This is a genomic window from Sorangium sp. So ce1335 (genome assembly GCF_051521615.1).
Classification (GTDB): Bacteria; Myxococcota_A; Polyangia; order Polyangiales; family Polyangiaceae; genus Sorangium.
Genome location: NZ_CP150363.1, coordinates 4,016,704 through 4,037,217, shown reverse-complemented (window position 1 = coordinate 4,037,217; position 20,514 = coordinate 4,016,704). Strand labels below are relative to the sequence as shown.

The 20,514-nt window shown below is 71.7% G+C and carries 5 protein-coding genes; 1 reads left to right on the top strand and 4 read right to left on the bottom strand.

All coding sequences use genetic code 11. The features are described 5' to 3' along the window. Window positions 1–139 precede the first annotated feature (139 nt). Window positions 140–1,048: a hypothetical protein gene (locus WMF24_RS14955; protein WP_437737074.1), complete on the bottom strand. Its 909-nt coding sequence runs from the start codon at window positions 1,046–1,048 to the stop codon at window positions 140–142. Next, window positions 1,045–2,571, bottom strand: a complete 1,527-nt coding sequence (locus WMF24_RS14950; RefSeq protein ID WP_437737073.1) for a hypothetical protein — start codon at window positions 2,569–2,571, stop codon at window positions 1,045–1,047. Before WMF24_RS14950 ends, WMF24_RS14955 begins: the two co-directional genes overlap by 4 nt. Before the next feature lie 351 nt (window positions 2,572–2,922). Here WMF24_RS14950 and WMF24_RS14945 point away from each other — a divergent pair, with 351 nt between their 5' ends. Next, complete coding sequence (locus WMF24_RS14945; protein WP_437737072.1) at window positions 2,923–6,813, top strand: serine/threonine-protein kinase; 3,891 nt, start codon at window positions 2,923–2,925, stop codon at window positions 6,811–6,813. Between the two features lie 237 nt (window positions 6,814–7,050). Here the strand turns inward: WMF24_RS14945 and WMF24_RS14940 are convergent, their stop codons facing one another. Beyond that, window positions 7,051–8,709: a protein kinase domain-containing protein gene (locus tag WMF24_RS14940; protein ID WP_437737071.1), complete on the bottom strand. Its 1,659-nt coding sequence runs from the start codon at window positions 8,707–8,709 to the stop codon at window positions 7,051–7,053. Window positions 8,710–8,900: 191 nt separating this feature from the next. Beyond that, entirely contained in the window at window positions 8,901–20,459 is an 11,559-nt protein-coding gene (locus WMF24_RS14935) for a tetratricopeptide repeat protein (protein WP_437737070.1), read from the bottom strand. Between the last annotated feature and the right edge of the window lie 55 nt (window positions 20,460–20,514).

The following is a 20,514-nucleotide window of genomic DNA, read 5'->3' as shown; positions in this document are numbered from 1 at the left end:
ATGCTCGTGACGTGAAGTCGAAGGCACGATGAGCGAGACGGCGGTCTCTCTCGAGCGACCGGAGCGTATCACGCCCCGTTTGCGCCGATCAAAGCCGCGCGGCGTGGCGCGGGGCCGCCGACCGCGCGCCCGCGCGCGCTCACGCCGCCCCGGAGCGCTCGTCGAGCAGCTTGATCCCGGCGGCGACCTCGCTGGCGAACGACTCGGCGATCGCCCGGGCCTGACCGAACCGGGACGGGACCTCCCGGGCGGCGCGCGCGAGCGCGGCGACGGCGAGGTCGTGGGGCTGGCGCACGAGGAGGCGGTACGCGAGGGTCCGGCCAGGGGGGGTGGCGACGATCGCCAGCGTCGAGGCCGACCACGCGAAGGGCGGGCTCTTCCGCGTCGCGGTCGCGAGATCCGTGAGCGGCGTGCGCGTCAGCCAGAGGGAGAGCGCGTCGGCGAAGTCCGCCGGAGCGAGCCCCGGGATGCCGTGGGCCATGTCGGCGAGGTCGACGCGCCGGGTATCGACCTCGACGCTGCGGAGCTGCCGCCAGCGGAGCAGGCGCGCGGGCGGGCGCTGGCCGCGGAAGCTCGCCCGGCCCGTCCACCAGGTGACGAGCGCGTCCGTGCGGAAGCAGTCGAGCACGCGCGCGAAGGTCGCGTGCCGCGAGAGCGCTGTCGCGACGTCCGCGGGCGCGGGCACGAGCTCGCAGAGGTCGCGCACGCTCGCGAGCAGGCGGGGATACCGGCTGCGCGTGAGGGCGCCGGCGAGCTCGTGGTTCGTGAGCTGGAGCAGGTCGTTCAGCGCGGCGAGGAGCGCCCAGTCGGCGGCCGCGAGCTCCGGGAGCGTGTCGACCGGGGCGACGAGGCGCGCGACGCGGACGCGCACGAGGTCGATGCGCGAGCCGAGATCGCGATCGATCGCGCCCGCGCCGTCTCCGAGCAGGAGCGCGAGCCGGACGCCGAAGGGGCGCACGAGGTGGACAGGGCCGCCGAGGACGAGCGGGGCGAGCACGCTCGCCTGGAGCTCTGTGATGCGCTCGGCGATGGCGTCGGGGCCGCTCATGCCCGGCCGGCGCCCGGCGGGAGCGCCTTCGGCTCGGCGGACGCGTCGGGCGGCGCGAGGTCGCGGAGCGGCCGGATGCCGACGCCGCCGAGGACGACCTCGGGCAGCTCGGTGGCCAGCGCGGCCGTGAGGCCCGTGGAGTGCGCGGCCACCGGCGTCCACTGCTGCGCCTCGAGGAGCGCCGCCTCCAGCGGGACGAACGCGTCCTCGGCCACGCCGACAGCGCGCCCGTCGCGCCCGATGAACAGCGCCTGTCCGGCAGGGGCGCCGAGCGCGCGGAACAGCACCGCGGGCGCGACCGCCGGGACCGCGTCGTAGCCGGCCGGGATGTAGAGGCCCGGGTGGATCTCGCGGAAGAACTCGCCGACCGGGATGCTCTCGACGCCCGTCGGGTGGCGGAGGAAGGCGCCGGAGGCGGTGAAGGCGATGCGGGCGCGGCGCAGGGTGTCGGGGCCGAGCGCGTAGGCGACGTGCCGGAGGAGCTGCATCTCCTCCGGCCGGATCCACGAGGCCGTCACCGACCGCCACGGCTCGGAGCTCGGGACGAGGCGGAGCGACAGCACGACCGACGCGGGGCGCTGGGCGTCCGCCGCCGCCCGCGCCACGGCGGGCTCGCGGCTGAGCTCGACGCGCGCGAACGCGGAGACGTCCCCCATCGCGGGCAGCTTCGCGATCTCCAGCGCCTCGCGGCCCTTGCCGCGGAAGAGCACGAGGCCCGCCTCGCTGAACACAGGGCAGGCGCGGAGGTTCACCGGGTGCCGGAAGCCGATCTCCACCGCGGCGCCCGGCGCGACCGGGACGAAGTAGCCGAGGCCCGGCGTGCCCGTGAGCAGCGGGACCATCCGGCCGGGGATCGACGGCACGCGGAAGAGGTACCGGAGCACGGGGGCGTCGTCGAAGCTCGACTCCGGCGGCCACTCGCAGAGGCCCACCTCGGCCTCGACGCTGCTGCGGGAGAAGTAGCGGATCAGCGCCGGGCCGAGCCCCGACTCCGCGAGGAGCCAGCGCGGGCCGGGCTCGCGCCCGGCGGCCGGATCGAGGTGCGGCTCGAGCCGGAGCAGGAGCCCGCGCACGTCGAGGCGCCGCTCGACCTCGTACGTCTGCGAGAAGGCGTTGTGGTAGAGCGAGAGCGCCGCGTCGGTCGGCAGGATCTGCGGGACGTCGTACCCGAACGGCGCGGCGGCGTCGCGGTACTGGACGAAGTGCCGGCTCGTCCCCGTGAAGCAGTAGCCGCCCGCCAGCCGGGCGATCTCCGCCACGCGGTCGAGGCGGTCGCTGCTCTCCGCCGCGAAGAGGAGGGTGACCTCCCGGGCGCCCAGCTTCGACCGCACGATCTCGACGACGAGCGAGCGGAGGATGTCCGCGAGCGAGCCCTGCCGCGTGTAGAGCGCGAGGAACGCGACGAGCCGGTCGATCGACGGCAGGAGGACGAGCCCCTTGGCCCCGAGCGCGACGCCCTTGGCATCGAGCCCTAGGCCGGGCGTGCGCAGCCGGGTCTGGTGAACGGCGACGCGATCGAGCATCGAAATGGCTCCCGACGTTGGCGCAGAGGGCGACCGTAGGAGGTGCCGTCGGATCCGTCAAGAAGGCCCGGCGAGCTCGATCGACCGGCGCGGCGCGGCGCGACCACGCCGCGCGCGGCGTGGTCGCGCGTGGGCGTGGTCACGCGCCGGGTCGCGCCGCGCGCCCTCGCCGCGCTGACGCCGGCCGCGCGCAACCGCGACACTGGAACTGCCAGGAGCGACGGCGTACTCTCCTCTCCGATGCGCCCTGTCGGAACACCGCAGGCCCACCCGGCCCGGCGCCCCGAGATCGCCTCCCCGCCGCGCCGGAGCGCCCGCGGCGACCATCCCGTGCCCCCTCTCGGATAGCGCATGGACACCGTGCGCATCGAGCCAGCAAGGCCGCTCGTCGCGGGCCGCTTCCACATCGAGCGCGAGGTGGGCCGGGGCGGCGTCGGCACCGTGTACCGCGCGTTCGACGTGCAGACCGAGCGGTACGTCGCGCTCAAGATCATCGCGACCGTCGGGGTCGACGCCGAGGGCCAGGCCCGCCTCTCCCGCGAGGGGCAGGTCCTCTCGGAGCTCGATCACCCGGGGATCGTGCGGGTCGTGGCGTTCGGGACGCTGGAGGCGAGCGCGTCGGACGCCGAGGGGCGCCGCATCGACGAGGGGGCGACGTTCGTCGCGATGGAGTGGCTCGACGGGGAGGACCTGGCCACGCGCCAGCGGCGCTCCCCGCTGTCGCTGCGCGAGGGGCTCGAGGTCGGCCGCCAGGTGGCGAGCGCGCTCGCGGCCGCGCACGACGCGGGCGTCGTCCACCGCGACATCAAGCCGTCGAACATCCTCCTGCTCCGCGGGCAGCCGGACGGGGCGATCCGGACCAAGCTCGTCGACTTCGGCGTGGCGTCGTCGAAGGAGGTCGTGCTCACGACCGACGTGGGCGGCCTCGTCGGCACGCCCGCGTACATCTCGCCGGAGCAGGCGCGCGGCGACGCGACGGTGGACGCGCGCAGCGATCTCTACTCGCTGGGCGCGACGCTGTTCGAGCTCGTCTGCGGCCGGCCGCCGCACATGGGGCCGACCTCGATGGCGACCCTCGTGCGCCTGGCGACGACGCCCGCGCCGCGCCTCTCGGAGTTCCTGCTCGACGTCGTCCCCGCGCTCGACGACCTGATCCACGACCTCTTGCTCGCCGACAGGGAGCTCCGGCCGAGCTCGGCGCGCGAGGTGGCCGAGCGGCTCGCGGCGCTCGTCGGCGAGCCGCACCTGCCCACCCCGTCGCCGCTGCGCGTGAGCGACAACCCGCCGGGGGTGATGGGCACGCGGCTCGTGACGACGATCGTGGCGCTGCACGTGGCCACCGGGGAGGAGCGGCAGCGGGAGCTCGAGGCGCTGCGGCGCCGCGGGGCCGACGCGCTGCCGCTCGGCGCCGACTCGATCGCCGCCCACCTCGGCGTGCGCCAGGCGCACGGCGACGAGGCGTCCCGCGCCCTGGAGCTCGGGCTCGCGCTCGGCGAGCGCGGCGGCCGCGTGGGCGTCGCCTCCGGCCGCATGCGCGTCGACAGGACGCGCTCGGCCGGCGAGGTCGTCGACCGCGCTGTCGCGCTCGCGCGCGAGGCGGGCCTCGGCCGGGTCCTCGCGGACGCGACGACGGTGGAGCTGTCGCGCGGGCGCTTCCTGTGCGAGCCCCAGGAGGGCGGCGCCGTGCGGGTGCTCTCGCGCGCGCCGAAGCGGCCCGACGCGCAGACGCCGTTCGTGGGGCGCGACGCCGAGCTCATCAGCACCGTCGCGGCGTTCGACCGCTGCGTGGAGGAGCGGACGCCGGTCGTCGTGAGCATCTCGGGGCCGCCGGGGATCGGCAAGAGCCGGCTCGCGCGGGAGTTCGTCGCCCGCATCGCGGATCGCCCCGACCCGCCGCGGCGCGTCCAGCTCCGCTGCGAGTCGTTCGGACGGGCGCAGGCGCTCGGCGTCGCGACCGACGCGCTGCGCGTGCTCATGGGCCTGCCGAAGGGCGCGTCGCTGGAGCAGGCCGACGACGCCGTGCGCGCGCGGCGGCTGCTCCACGGCGACGGCGGGCTCCTCGCGCGCCTGCTCGCGAACCAGCCGTTCCCCGACGGCGTCGACCTGCGCGGCGCGCGCGATGCGCTGTACCTGTCGATGACCGACATCGCGGTCGGCGCCGCGTCGGTCGAGCCGTGCGCGCTGCTCGTCGAGGACGCGCAGTGGGCCGACCCGGAGAGCGTCGCGTGGCTCGACCACCTCCTCGGGCGGGCCACGGGCAGGGCGCTCTTCATCATGCTCATGGTGCGCCCGGCGTTCTGGCGCGACCAGGGCCAGCGCTTCGCCGGCCGCGACCACGTGCGCGTGGAGCTGCGCCCCATCGCGCGGCGGGCCACGCGCGAGATCGCGCGGGCCGTCTTCAGCGCGGCGGCCGCCGAGCGGCCGGTCGACGACGCGGCGCTCGACCGCGTCGCGCAGCAGGCGGCAGGCTCGCCGCTGTTCGCCGAGGAGCTCGCGCGGGTCATCGCCTCCGGCAAGGACGCGGCCACGGCGCCGACCATCGAGGCGGCGATCCAGGTGAGCCTCGACGCGCTCGACGAGGGCACGCGCGAGGCGGTCGTGCGCATGAGCGTCTTCGGGCTGTCCGTCTGGGACGTCGGCCTCGCCGAGGTCGGCGTCGTCGAGCCGCCGGCGGCGCTGAAGAAGCTCATGGCCGCGGAGCTGCTCGTCGAGCAGCCCGCGTCGCGCTTCCCTGCCGCGCGCGAGTACCTGTTCAAGCACGCGCTCGTCCGCGACGTGGCGTACGCGTCGGCCGGCGAGGAGCTCCGCCAGAAGCTGCACGCGGCGGCCGCGCGCTGGCTCGATCGCATGGGCGAGGACAGCGCGACGGTGGCGCAGCACTTCGACCTAGGCGGCGAGCACGAGGAGGCGGCGATCCGCTGGGAGGCCGCCGCGCGGCGCGCCCTCGCGACGAACTCGCTCCGCGACGCGGTCACCATGGCCGATCGCGCGCTCGTGTTCGCGCCCGACAAGCCGACGGCGTTCGCGCGCGCGGTGCTCCTCGAGGAGGCGTACTCGCGGCTCGACGCGCGGTCGCCCGAGCGCGACTCCGCGATCCGGGCGATGTGGGAGAACGTCTACGACGAGGCGAGCGAGCTCCGCACCCTCACCGCGCGCGCCCGCTACGACCAGGCCTGCGGCTCCGGGATCGACCTGGAGGAGCGCCTGACGGCGCTGCGCGACCGCGCGCGGGCGATCGATCTCGTCGAGGAGGAGGCGCAGTGCTCGGCCACGCTGGCGCAGGTCCACGCGTTCGCCGGGCAGCTCGCGATGGCCGAGCAGGAGGCGGCGCACCTGCTCGACCTCGCGGCGCGGCGGGGCCTCGTGTGGGCGGCGGTCGACGCCTGGCAGACGCGCGCGGTCGCGCACCAGACGCGCGGCGAGCCCGCGGCGGCGCTGGAGGCGCGGCGGAACGCGGCGCGGGCCGCGCGCCGCGCGGGGCTGCAGGAGCGGGAGGCGATGCTGACGATGAACGTCGGCTTCGCGCTCACGACCATCGGCGCGCGGGCGGAGGCGCTCCAGGAGATCGAGGGGGGCATCGCCCGGGCGCAGGCGATCGGCAGCTCCGGGGCGGTGCGGCACGGGCAGATGATCCTGCTCTGCTGGGCGGCGACGTTCGGGCCCGAGCCGCGGCTCGACGCGGGGCTCGCGGAGCCGCGCGCGAGCGCGGACGAGGCGGCGGGGAGCATGTGGGTCGTGCGCGACCGGGTGACGCTCGGCATCCTGTTCTACCGGGGCTGCGAGCTCCTGCGCTTCGAGTCGTCGGGGCTCGCGCGGGCGCGCTCGCTGCTGAAGAAGGCGACGGAGGCCTACCGGGTCACGGAGAACCGCGACGTGTTGCCCGTGGCGCTCGGGTTCTGCGCCGAGGCGGAGCGCCGCTTCGGCAACGCCGAGCAGGCCCGCGAGATCGCGCGGGAGGCGGCGGCGCTCGTCGAGGCGGGCGCGCCGAGCCTGCTGAACGAGGCGCCCATCTACCTCGCGCTCCACGACGCGTGCGTCGACATGGGCGACCTGGAGGGCGCGCGGGAGGCGATGGAGCGCGCGATGCCCCCGCTCCTGCGCCGGCTGAAGGGGCTGGAGGGGACGCCCTACGCGAGCTCGTTCCTGCTGAACCTGCCGCAGAACTCGGCCCTGCTCGCCGCGGCCGAGGCGTACGGCTGCGTGCCGCCGCAGCTCGAGGCGATGATGAACAGCAGGCCGTAGGGCCCGCGCGCGCTGCATGGCGGCGCGGCCAGAGGCCTGCGGCGCGCTGCATGGCGGCGCGGCCAGAGGCCTGCGGCGCGCTGAGATGGCGGCCAGGCGCCAGAGGCAGCGACGCGCTGCATGGCGGCGCGGCCAGAGGCCTGCGGCGCGCTGAGATGGCGGCCAGGCGCCAGGGCCGGGGACAGCGGCGCGACATGCGGGCCGCGGGCGGCTACGGAGCGCCCGCGGCCCTGCCTGTCACTTCCGGGGCGACGTGCCGCCCCCCTTGGGGGTCGGCGCCTGCGCCACCGGGCGCAGGTTGATCGTCAGCACCTCGTCGCGCGTGAACACAACGAAGCGCGCCTCCGGCGTGTACCCGTCCGCGGTGACCCGAATGCGGTGTCCGGTGCCGTCCCGGCTGAACCGCGCGAAGAACGGGTTGCTGGGGAGCTCGACGTCGTCGAGGTAGATCTTCGCGTCGAGCGGCGTGGCGATGATCCGGAGCTCGATCAGGTTGGCGATGGGGGCAGGCGTCGGCCCGGGGCCAGGTCCCGGGCCCGGACTGGTGGGCTCGACGGCAGGGATCTCGTCCTGGGGCCCCGGCGGCGGCGTCCACTTCATCGTGATGACCGCCCACGCGGCCCCGGCGATCAGCAGCACGGAGAGCACGGCGATCCCGGCGGTCCACAGCGCCTTGCGCCGGGTCGACTGCGTGTTGGCGACCATGATCGTGGGGATGGTCTGCCGGTTCGAGATGCTGTCCTCGCGCGCGCCGTCGTCGCCCAGCGTGTGGTCCGGCACCGGCTGCGCGAAGTGCTGAGACATCTGAGACATCTGAGACATCTGAGATGCCATCTGCGACATCGGCATCCGCTGCGACCACGGCGCGGCGCCGCCGCGCTCCTCGAGCACCGGCAGGATCTCGAACTCCTCCGGGCTGTCGGCCGTGTCCGCGTGGAGCCGGCCGAGCTGATCGCTGATCGCGGACCGCACCTCCGCGCGGCGGTTCGCGAACGTCTCCCCGATGAGGCGGCCGATCTCCGCGGACGAGGGGCGCCGCCCCATCGTCGCGAGGTACGCCTCGACGTCCTCGCGCATCTGGGCCGCGGTCGCGTACCGGTCCTCGGGCCTCATCGCGAGCGCGCGCGAGCAGATCCGGTCGAGCGCCTCGGGCGCCGCGGGCCAGCGCTCGCGGAGCTGCGGGATCTCGCCGAACGTGAGCCGCTGGAGGATCTGCACGTCGGAGAGATCTCCCCAGAAGCGCTCGCCCACGACGAGCTCCCAGAAGATCAGGCCCATGGAGAAGACGTCGGCGCGGCGATCCACCATCGTCGCGAGGGCCTGCTCCGGCGCCATGTACCGGATCTTCCCCTTGACGACGCCGGTGCTCGTGTCCGCGTCGCGCGTCGCCCACTTCGCGATGCCGAAGTCGACGACCTTCGCCTGCCCGTCGTACGTGACGAAGATGTTGTGCGGGCTGATGTCGCGGTGGACCACATGGAGCGGCTGCCCGTTGAAGTCCATGAGGTCGTGCGCGTAGTGAAGCCCGGCGAGCGCGTCGGAGAGGATCGCCAGGTAGACCGCGCGGTGCCGCGAGGGGTCGAGCTTCCGGCAGATCCGGTCGAGCGAGTGCCCCTCGAGGTACTCCATGACGATGTAGTACTGGTCGTCGATCTGACCGCACTCGTACGTCTGCACGACGTTCGGGTGGTTCAGCCGCGCGGCCAGCCTCGCCTCGTCGAGGAACATCGCGTTGACCTCGGGCTCGGTCGCGATCCCCGGCTTCAGCCGCTTGATCACGACCAGCTTCTCGAACCCGAGCGGGCCGCGATGGGCAGCGAGGAAGACCTCGGCCATCCCTCCCTGCCCCAGCTTTGCGATCAGCCTGTATCTCCCGAAGCCTCTCGCGGACTGCACGGGGAGCCGGACGATCATCGATGACGAGGTCACAGCACCCGATCGTTCGTAAGGATTGCTGACTCGTCAAGCAGACTCATGGAGATGTGCATCTCGACCGACACCCGGGGCCTGGAGCGGGCGGCTCCCGGCCCCGGGTGCTCCGATGGTTGAGGAAAATTCCGCTGGCTGGGCCTGTACTCCGCGGGCGCTCAGCCCTCGCCGATGGCGATGCCGAGCGCCTGACGCAGCGCGAAATACTGATCGCTTGTCGAGAAGACGATGAGCTCCTTGAGCTTGTCCTGGGGCGGGAGATCCCCGGGCTGCTGCGGCTCGGCGGCGATGATCTTCTTGGCGATCTCGAGATCGCCCGAGAGGAGCAGGCCCGCGCGCGCCGCCGTGATGTCGACGCACTGGACCCACCGCTTGATGTTCGCCTTCGCGCCCTCCGCGAGGAACTTCTTGACCACCATGCGGAGGCCCTCGAGCTGCATGGGCTGCATGAACCCGCGGAGCGTCTGCGCGGTGGCCATGATCTGCTTCTCGATGTCCTGAGGCACCGGCGTCTCGGGCGCGACGAGCTTGATCCCCGCGAAGAGGAGCACCGTCAGCTCGGTGACCGTCGGGAACAGCGTCTTGATGTAGTGCTCGCCGCGGTACATCGCGAGGTGCTTGCCCACGATGAACGTGAGCTCCTGCGGCGAGAACCCGGTCAAGACGGTCTGCCCCGCGACGGACGCCGGCTGGTCGTTCGCCACCGCGACGAGCGCGCCGGGCACGTCGCTGCGCACGTAGAGCCGCGGCGGCGTGATCCCGAGGACGTTGGCCGCCCAGCCGAAGGTCCGGGCGAACGTCACCGTCGACGTCGCCGGATCCTGCAGGAACCGCTGGTCGAGGACCGGCAGCTCGCGGCGCTGCTTCAGCGTCTCGATCTTCGCCCTGAGCGCGGCGCCCGCGATCATCTCGAAGATCTTGCCGACGTAGAGGTTCTCCTCCTCGTGGAACAGGTTCCTGATCCACTGCTCGTTGTCGAGCCGGCTCTTCGCCTGGATGAGGCCCTGCGGGCGGTAGTCCTCGAAGTACTGCTGCTCGTCCGGATCGGCCTTGCGGAGGAACGAGAGCGCCGCCGCGACGCACCAGGCCTGGTCGTACTGCTTGCCGTCCACGTACAGGCGGTAGAGCCGCTTGTACGGGTCGATCTTCATCGGATCGAGCTTGACCATCGCCTGGAACTCGCCGGTGGCCAGATCGAACTGCTCCGCCTGCTCGTAGAGCTCCGCCAGGATCAGGTGCTCCGTGGCGTCCTCGGGCTTGAGCCGCGACGCCATGCGGAACGTCTCGACCGCGGCCGTCCTGTCGCCGAGCCGGTCGCGGTAGATGAGCCCGAGCGCGTGCCAGAGGCTGTACTCGAGGTCCGTGTTCCCCTTGCCCGCGACCCGGTGCAGCATCTTGCGGTACGCCCGCTCGAGCTGCTTCCACTCCTTCTGCGCCGTGAGGATCTTGTTGATGCGCTCGAAGGCCTCGAGGGAGTGCGGGTTCAGGTCCAGCGTGTCGTTGAACAGCTCCACCGCGCGCGCCGGGTCCTCCAGCTTGTCGCGGTAGATCTGCGCCATCGTGTAGAGGTAGCGGCTCTTGCGATCCGGCTGCGACTCGAGGTCGGCGATCTGCTGGAGGCACTGCACCATGCGCTCCCACTGCCCCGTGCGCTGGTAGAGCTGGAGCAGCTTGTGGAGCAGCACGTGGTTGTGCGGCTCCAGCTCGAGCGCCTCCTCGAGGGCCTCCACGCCCTTCGGGATGTTGTTCTCCTTGTCGACCCAGATGTCGCCGATCTCGTTCAACATCTTGAACCGCTCGGGGCCGTCCACGATGTTGTCGAGGATCTGCCGCTTGTAGTGGCAGACCTGCTTCCAGTCCTTGAGCGCGTCGTAGACGGCGACCATCGCCTCGAGCGTCGGCCGGTGCGCGGGATCGGCGCCGAGGGCCTTCTCGAAGTTGTTGACCGCCTGCTTCGCCTGCCCCTGCGCCTGCTTGATGCAGCCGAGCTTGTAGTAGACCGTGGCGCGCTCCTCGGTCTCGACCTCGTCCAGGCTGGTCAGCACCTTCTGGTAGTTCGTCAGCGCGCTCGCCCAGTCGCTGAGCTTGAAGCTGACGTCCGCCAGACCCCGGATCGTCTCCTGGTCGGTCAGGTCGAGGTTGTGCGCGGCCGTGTACGCCTTGAGAGCCGCCTCGTCCTTCCCGAGCCGCTCGAGGACCTTGCCGAAGGTCCGCTGCAGCCGGTGCTGCTCCGACCTGTCGCGCTTGCCGCTCTTCCGGACGAGCATCTCCGCGAGCGGCTCGGCCTGGGCCCACCGCTCCGTGGAGACGTACTCGCCGAGGAGCGGCATCGCGGCGTCCTCGTTGTCGGGGTCGCTCTGGAGCGCCATCTCGTACGCCTGCACGGCGAGCGCGTGCTCGCCGAGCATGTCGTCGCGGAGCTTGCCGAGCTCGACGAGCAGCCGCGCCTTGGCGCGGGGCGCGTCGGTGTTCATCTGCTCCTGATCGAGGTAGCGCGCCGCCCGATCCCAGTCTGCCGCGTCGATCGCGATGACCCGCAGCGCCGCCAGCGTCGGCACGTGGGTCGGGTCGAGATCGAGCGCCATCTCGAACCGCTCCTGCGCCTGCACGCGCTCGCCGAGCTTCTCGTCGAGCTGCCGGCCGATCCGGTAGTACATCTCGACGCGCTGCTTGCCGTCGGCCGTGAGGTCGGCGACGCGCGTCATGTACTCGATGGCCTTCGACGAGTTGTCCTGCTTCTCGTAGAGCTTCGCCAGCGCCTCCAGGGCCGGGATGTGCGTCTCCTGGATCTCGACGATGTTCAGGTAGGCGTCGATCGCGCGGTCGAGATCCTCGATCTCCTCCGCGTAGACCTTCGCCGTCTGGGCCCAGAGCTCGATCTTCTTCTGGCGATCCTCCGCGGCGTTGATGTGGCGGTCGTACGTGTTGATGAGGTCGTGCCACTGGCGGAGCCGGCGGTAGCAGCGCTCGAGGGCCTCGAGCGCCGGCTCGTGCGACGGGTCGATCTCGACCACCTGCTCGAGCCGCGCGGCCGACAGATCGGGCTTCAGGAACTGCTCCTCCTGGAGCGTCGCGATCTTCATCAGCACGTCGATGCGCTCGCGCTCGGTGGTGACCACGTCGAGCTGCATCTCGAGGACGCGCACGAGATCCGGCCACTGGTGCGTGGACGTGTACACGCGCTCGAGCCCCCGCATGGCGAGGAGGTTCGAGGCGTCGATCTCCAGCACCTCGCGGTAGACCGCGCCGGCCTTCTCGATCAGGCCGAGCTTGGTCTCGTAGAGGCCGGCGGTGCGCAGCTTCACGGACGCGACGACGTCGGGCTCGGTGACCGCCCGCGCCTTACGGAGCAGGACGTCGACGAGATCGTTCGGCTGATCGCGGTCCGTGTAGATGCGCTCCAGCGCCTCGAGGGCCGGCAGGTGGAGCGGATCGACGTCGAGGGCGCGGCGGTAGAAGCTGAGCCCCTGCTCGACCTCGCCCATGTGCTTCTCGAGCACCTCGCCGAGCTCGGTCAGGATCTCCTTCCGGTCGACGTCGGTGACCGCGACGTTGAGGGCGCTCGTCAGCATCTGGCCCTGCTGCTGCCACTGGCCGGTCTTCTTGAGGTAGTTGGCCATCTGGCGCAGCACGGCCACGTTGTTCGGGTCGTACGCGAGGATCTGCTGGTAGTACGGCTGGGCGTACTCGGGGTGGCCGAGGTCCTCCGCGTACCACTTGGCGAGCCGCAGGCAGAGCGTGATCTTCTGGAGCGGCTGCGTCTGCTGCTGCAGCCAGCCGTTCACCGTCTGGACGAGCTCGGGCCAGCGGTTCGTCGCCTGCGCCATGCGCTCGAGGTAGCGGACCGTGTCCATGTCGGAGAAGTCCATCTCGAACGCCGTGAGCAGCGCGTCGAAGGCCTGGGGCTTGTCCTCGAGCTGCTCCTCGAAGACCCGGGCCACCTTGCGGAGGATCTCGGTCTTCTCGTGCACCTCCTCGCGCGACTCGAGCCGCGCGAGGTAGAGCTCGATGAGCGGCTCGCTGCGCCGGGCCGCGTCGTGGAGCTGCTCGAGCGCCGCGAACGCCTGGTCGTGCGTCGGATCGAGCTCCAGGACCTTCTCGTACGCGAGCGTGCCCCGGTCCCTCTCCTCGACCTGGTGCTCCCAGATCTGCGCCACCTCGAGGTACTCGCGGATCTTGTCGGCCGGCGACTCGTAGGCCGCCGCCCGGCCCATCTTGACGTCGATGACCTCGACCCAGCGCCCCTCGGCCCGGAGCAGGTTCTCCAGGGCGGCCATCGCCTCGAAGTCCTTCGGGTCGACCTCGAGCAGCTTCCGCCACGCGTCGATCGCGTCGTAGGACTGCCCGAGGACGTGCTGGTAGGTCGTCCCGAGCTCGCGGTAGAGCGCGATGACGTTCTCGGCCGGCAGGATGTCCCGCGCCCGATCCACCGTCTGGTGGAGCGCGCTCACGATCTGCTCGGGCTCGTTGCGAAGCCGCCAGATCGCCGCGATGGCGTAGAGCGCCTCGAGGTTCGCGTAGTCGATGTCGAGGACGCGCTGGTAGTCGTCGAGCGACGAGTCGTCGCGGCCGAGCTGCTCGTGGAACAGCTTGGCGCGGCGGAGCAGCACGGCGACGCGCGACTCGTCGTCGGTCGCGATGTCGTAGTGCCGCTCGAGGACGTCGCAGAGCTCGGCCCACTGCCCGACCCGCTCGTACAGGTTGGACAGCGCCCCGAGCGCCTCCGGATCCTCGCCGCGGAGGTCGAGGACGCGCTTCCACGTCTCGACCGCGCCCTGGACGTCGTTCAGCCGATCGGCGAGCAGGTGCGCCATCTTGGCGCGGATGTCGGCCTCCTGGCTGTCGCCCATCGCGTTCTCGAGCTCCCGCTCCAGCACGACCTTGAGCTGCGTCCACGCCCCCTTGGTCGTGTAGATGCGCTCGAGCGCGCTGATCGCCTGCTCGTTCGTCGTCTCGAGCTCGTCGAAGATCCGCCGGAAGGCGCGGATGGCGTCGTCGAGCTGGCCGAGCCGCTCCTCGTACGTCTGGCCGAGCCGGAGGTACAGGTCGACGAGCTCGGGGCGGTCCTCGGTGGCGCGCACGCGCTGCTCGAGGACGCTCGCGAGCTCGGGGTACTGCTCGAGCTGCGTGTAGATCCGGTCGAGGTTGGAGAGCGCCTCCGCCTCGAGCGGCTCGATGCCGAGCACGTACCGGTACGTCTCCTCCGCCTTCGCGACGTCGCTGAGATCGGTCTCGAAGACGCGCGCCAGCCGCTTGCCGATGCTGGTCTGCACGTCCTTGTCGGCGTGGATGCCCAGCACGTCGGCGTACGCGTTGGCGAGCATCTCCCAGCCGCCGTCGACCGAGCCGGCGAGCCGCTCGACCTCCTCGAGCGTCTTCTCGTCGCGCGGGTACTCCTTCAGCGCCCGGATGTAGACGCTGAGGGCCCCGTCGACCGAGATGAGCCGCTCCTCGTGGAGCTCGCCCAGCCGGTAGTACATCGCCAGCCGGTCGGGCTCCTGGGTGAGGTGCGCGAGCTCCGCCTCGAGGACGCCGCCGAGCTTCTCCCACTCGGCCGCGGCCTGGTAGAGCGGCTCCAGGATCGCGCCGATCTCGATCTGCTTGATCCCGGCCGCGAAGAGCCCCTCGAGGGCCTCCAGCGTCGGCGTGTGCTCGGGGGCCGCGGTGAGCACCTCGCGGTACGCCGCGATCGCCGCGGGCAGGTCGTTGAGCCGCGTCTGGTGCACCACGCCGAGCCGGTACTTGAACTCGAGGATCTCGTCCGGCGACTGCGCGATCTCCGCCTCGCGCGAGAGGATCTCGACGAGGTCGCTCCACCGCTCGGTCGCGGTGAACAGGCGGTCGAGCGACGCGATCGCGGCCTGGTTCTCCGGATCGACCTCGAGCACGCGCCGGTAGCGCGCGACGGCGCTGTCGATGTCGTCGAGCTGCGTCTCGAAGATCTGCGCGAGCCGGAGCCCGAGCTCGACGAAGCGCGACGGCTCCTCGCCGAGCCGGCCGAGCTCCGCGTCGTAGAGCGCGGCGACCTGCGGCCAGCGGTTCACCATCATCGCGAGCCGCTCGAGGTTCGCGAGCGACTCCTCGTTGCCGATGTCGCACGTCACCGCCCGCGCGTACGTCTCGAAGGCGGAGAGGTGATCGCTCAGCATCTCCTCGGAGAGGCGCGCGACGCGGTGGAGCAGATCGACCTTCTCGTACGGGTCCTCGGCCACCCGGACCCGGACCTCGAGCACGCTGATCAGCTTCTGCCACTCGCCGGACGCGTCGTAGATCGGCTCGAGCACCAGGGCGGCGCCGAGCGCGTCCCGGCTCCCGTCCTTGATCTGCTCGAGCGCGCGGAGCGTCGGCTCGTGATCGGGCATCTGCTGCAGGAGGTCGCGGTAGAGCTCGATGGCGCGGGGCACGTCGTCGAGGTGCTTCTCGTAGAGCTCCGCGATCCGGTACTGGTAGCTGATGCCCTCGGCCGGATCCGACGTGATCTCGGCCTCGTGCTGGAGCACGCTGAGCAGCTCGAGCCAGTTCTGCGAGGTCTGGTAGAGGACGTCGAGCCGACCGAGCGCCTGGAGGTCGTCCGGATCGATCTCGAGCACCCGCTGGTACGTGTCGATCGCGCTCGCCACGTTGCCGAGCTCGCGCTCGTACACCGCGCCGATCTGGTAGTAGATGCGCTTCTTCTCGCCCGAGTCGAGCACGAGGTCGGCCTTCTTCGCGTAGACCGAGAGCAGCTCCTGCCAGCGCGAGAGGCTGAGGTAGAGCTTCGTCAGCGCGTCGATCGCCCTGAGGTCCTCGGCGTCGAGCTCGAGCACCTTGCCGTAGACGGCGATCGCCTGGTCGTGCCGCTCGAGCACCTCCTCCTCGATGCTCGCGGCCTGGAACAGGGCGAGCTTCTTCTCGTTGAGATCGTCGAGGATGTCCGCCTTCTGCTGGAGGATCTGCGACAGCTCGTTGTAGCGCTCCGACGTCCGGAACAGCCGCTCGAGCGACTCGGCGGCGTGCAGGTTGCGCGGATCGATCTCGAGCACGCGCCGGTAGTGCCCGACGGCGCTGTCCATGTCGCCGAGGTCGCTCTCGTAGATGCGCGCGCTCATCGTGTAGAGCGTGCTCGCGAGCTCCGCGTCGGTCTGCTGCGCCGCCAGGGTCTCGAAGACGCGCGCCAGGTCGGCGAAGCGACCGGTCGCGCGCGCGAGCCGATCGAGCCCCTCCTGGGTCGACTCCGAGGCCGGATCCTGGCTCAGCGCCCGGGCGTAGGTGTCGAAGGCCGAGTTGAGATCGCCGCCCGCGTCCTCGTAGAGCACGGCGATCTGGTGGAGCAGCTCGACGCGACGGGTCACGTCGTCGCTGCGGCGCACCTGGACCTCGTGCACCCCGATGAGCTTCTGGAAGTCGCCCGACTGGCGGTACAGCGGCTCGAGGATCTCCGCGATCGCGACCTCGTGCTCGGGGAGCTTGCCGAGCCGCTCCAGGGCCTCGAGCGCCTCGACGTTCGTCGGCTCGCGCTCGAGCACCTGCCGGTAGATGTCGATCGCCGAGTCGACGAGCCGCATCCGCGACTCACGGAGCGCGGCGAGCCGGAGCATCAGCCGGATCTGCGCCTGCTCCTCGACCGCGATGCTGAGCTGCGCCTCGAGGTTGTCGGCCAGCTCCTCCCACATGCCCTGGCGGCTGAAGAGCCCGTCGAGGGCGGTCAGCGCGACGAGGCTCGTGTCGTCGATGGAGAGGACCTCACGGTAGGCGGCGATCGCCTCCTCCGGCTGCCCGAGCCGCTGCTCGTAGACCTCGGCCATCTGCGCGTAGAGGCCCTCGCGCTCGGAGGGCTCGTGAACGAGCTCGATGCGGCGCCGGTAGACGCCGATGAGATCGCTCCACCGCTCGGTGCGCCGGTAGAGCGCGTCCATCGCCTCCAGCGCCTCCGAGTCGGCGGGATCGATCGAGAGCACGCGGAGGTAGCCGTTCGCCGCGTCATCGACCTTGCCGAGCCGCTCGTGGATGCTCGCGAGCCGCATCCAGTACTCGCGGCTCAGCCGCGCGTCGCTCAGCGAGTCCGCGATCTCGCTGAAGATGACGTCGAGCCGGTCCCAGGCGCCCGCCTGCGCGGCGAGCGACTCGAGCTCCGCCCGCGTCTCCGCGTGCGACGGGTCGTCCTTGAGCGCCCGCGACTGCGCGTCGAACGCGCGGCCGAGGTCGTTCAGGCTCTCGGCCGCCGTGCGCGCCACCTTGCGGAGCAGCGAGACGCGCGTCGCGGTGTCGCCCTCGGCCGCCGCGAGGATCTCGAGCGCCTGGATCAGCTTCTCCCAGTCGCCGCGCCCCTCGTAGATCTCCTGGAGGATCGCCGCCGCCTCGGCGCGCAGCGACTCGTTCGAGAGCAGCGCCTCGAGCGCGAGGCGCGCCGCGTCGTTGCCCGGATCGAGGATCAGGATTTCCTTGTAGTTCTCGAGCGCTCCGGCCGCATCGTTCAAGTGCTTCTCGAGGGTGCTCCCGAGGCGGAACTTGAGGTCGATGAGCGCCTGCTCGTCCTGCGGGGAGTCGATGCGCTTGCGGAGCACGTCGACGTACGACTCCCAGTCCTGCTGCTCGCGGTAGAGCTTGTCGAGCGCCGCGAGCGCCTGCGGGTCGGTGGGCTCGTCGTCGAGCACCTGGCGGTACGTCGCGATCGCCCGCGCCGCGTCGCGCAGCTCCCCTTCGTAGAGCTCCGCGATCGCGTAGAGGATCTGCTTGCGCTCCTCGGGCTCGGTGATGATGTCGAGCTTCTTCTCGTAGATGCCGAGCAGGTCGCCGAACCGCCCCGTCTCGCGGTAGAGGCGCTCCAGCGCGCTGATCGCGGCCTGGTTCTCGCCGTCCGCCTCGTACACGGCGCGGAACTGCGAGAGCGCCTCGTCGATCCGCTTCACCTCGTCGAGCAGCACGCGCCCGAGCCGGAGCCGGAGGTCGACGCCGAGCGCGATGTCCCCCTCCCCCTCGGCGCGCGAGATCGCCGTCGAGTACGCGTCGATGAGGGCGTCCCACCCCTCGGTGACGCGCGCGGCCCGCTCGACGTCCTCGATGCACTGCTCGTCCTGCGGCGCGATCTGGAAGGCGGAGAGGTAGCGCTCGAACGCGCGCTGCGGCTCCTTGAGCCGCGTCTCGTAGAGCGCGGCCACCTGCCGGTAGAGATCGAGCCGCGAGGCGTCGTCCTGGTCGTGCGAGAGCTTCACCTCGATCGCGCCGGCGAGCCCCTTCGAGTTGTTCGCCTGCGTGTAGATCGGGATCAGCGCCTCGGCCGCGGCGAGGTGCGAGCCGTCGATCGAGAGCACCTTCTCGTAGGCGCGCGCCGCGCGATCGGCCTTCTGCTTCTGGTTCATCCAGAGCTCGGCGATCTTGAGCAGCAGGCTGATCTTGGCGGCGTCGTCGGTCTCCTTCGCCTCCTGCGACTCGAGGACGCGGATGAACTCGTCCCACTTGCCGCTCTCGGCGTAGAACACCTCGAGGTCGTCCCAGCGCTGGAGCTGGAGGTACGCCTTCTTGAGCGCCTCCTGGGCCTTGCGGTCCTGGGGGTTGAGCGCGATGACCTCCTGCCAGGCGCGGACGGCGGCCTCGTCGTCCTTGAGGCGCTCGCCGTAGAGCTGCGCGAGCTTGCTGAGGAGCGCGAGCTTCTGGGTGCTGTCGAAGGTCGTGTCGACCTGCTTCTGCAGCACCCGCGCGAACGCCTGGTAGTCCTTGTTCTTCTCGTAGAGCCCGGCCAGCGCGTTCAGCGCCTCGGGGTTCTCCGGGTCGTTCGCGAGGACCTCGTCCCAGAGCTCGATGCAGAAGTCGACCTTCTTCACGCGCTCGGACGCGAGCTTCGCGATCTCGAGGTACTTCGCCGCGCGCTCGCCGCCCTCCGGGAGCGCCGCGGCCTCGCGGCGGAGCAGCCCGATGAGCTTCTCCCAGTCGCGCCGCTTCTCGTAGCTCTGGCGGAGGAAATCGATCGCCTGCGTGTGCTCGCCGTCGATCGCGAGGATCGCCTCGTAGCACTTCACCGCCTCGGCCGCGTTCGAGAACTTGCCCGAGTAGAGCTCGGCGGCCTTCGAGTAGTTCTCGATCTTCTCGGCCGGATCCGACACCGCCTCGGCGATCTCGATCAGCGTCTTGACGTACTCGTTGTACCGCTTGGCCTGCTCCTGCTTCTGGGCCTTGGCCTTGAGCTCTTCGACCCGGCCCGCGACCTCCGCGGCGGGGGGCGGCGGCGCCGTCGGGCGCCGGCCGACCTCGGAGTCGGCGGGCCTGCTCTCGGCGGGCGCGCGCGCCGGCGGCGCCGGCTCTGCCCCGACCACCGAGGTCCTCGCGCCGCCGTCGTCCGACGAGGCGTCGGCCGGGACGTCCGCGGGCGTGCTCGCCCTGCCGCTCACGGGCGCGGGCGCGCTGACAGGCGCCGGCGCGCTGACCGGCGCGGGCGCGCTGACCGGCGCCGGCGCGCTGACGGGAGCGCGCACGCTGACCGGCGCGGGCGCGCTCACGGGGATCGGCGTGGCATCCGCCGCGCGATCCACAGGGGCGGGGGCCACGGGGGCGGGAGCCACGGGCGCGGGGGCCACGGGCGCGGGCGCGGCGGCCGCGAGAGGCGCGGCGGCGACGGCCGCGGGCGGCGCGGCGCCGGAGAGGCGCTCGCCGATCTGCGCCTCGAACGCGCTCACGCTCGGGTGCGTCGGGGCGACCGCCGAGAGCCGCTCGAACCAGCTCCTCGCCCGGATGAGGTTGCCGAGCTGCCGCCAGGCGATGCCGCCCGCCTGCGCGATCATGTACGGGGAGCTGCCGTTCTGGTTCGCGACGCTCTCCGCCAGGGCCGCGACGCGCTCCCAGTTGCCCTCCTTCGTCCCCCAGAGCTCGCGCAGGTAGGCGAACGCCGCCTCGTTCGACGGGTCGTACCGGAGCGCCTCCTCCAGGAGCCTCGAGCCGTTCTCGACGTTCTGGTGCCGCGTGGCCCAGCGGACGCCGAACTTGAACGCCGCCTCGCCGCGCGCCACGCCGGTGCGCGCGTCGAGGATGCGGCGCTGCGTCTCCACGAGGACCTGCGGCCGCTCCTCCTCGGCGAGCAGCCCCTCGAACATCGCCGCGGCCTGCTTGTCGGAAGGCGACGCCTCGTACGCCCTCCGGAGCAGATCCTCGAGCTGACCGCGATCGAAGCGCTTCGCGAGCCGCGCCGCGCGCAGCAAGAGCCGCTTGCGCTCGCTCGTGGTCGCGGCCGCGTCAGCGGCGTCGACGAGCTCCGCCATGTGCGCCGCCCACGACGACTGATCGACCTGCATGTCGCCGAGGCAGGCGCGCGCCTCCTCGCTCGTGCCGCCGGACACGCCGAGCGCGCGCGCGTACGTCGCCGTCGCTCGCTCGAAATCGCCCGCGTCGCAGAGCACGTCGCCGAGCTCCACGAGGAGCTCGGCGGCCTGGGTGCCCTCGGGGGCGTTCCTCAGCTCGAGCTCCAGGAGCTTCTGGACCATGTTGGTCTTGCCGAGGTCCCAGTAGATGGAACGAGCCGACTCCAGCGCTTCGAGCAGCGCTGGATTCAGTTTGTAGGCGTCCTGGAAGTGCTTCAGCGCCTTGACGGCCTGAAGGAACTTCTCCTCGAGCAGCCGCCCGAGCTTCAGGTGATATGCCGCCTTCCGGGTCGCGTCCCCTTCGGCCGCAATCCCCTTCTCGAGCTCCTCGACGAGCCCTTGCCAGTCATGAACCGACTCGAGATGATTGAGACGCTGCGCAAGATCCATTGATTATCGACCCTCGGCCCCGACCTTCGAACGGATTGAAACGCTCACGTGTCCC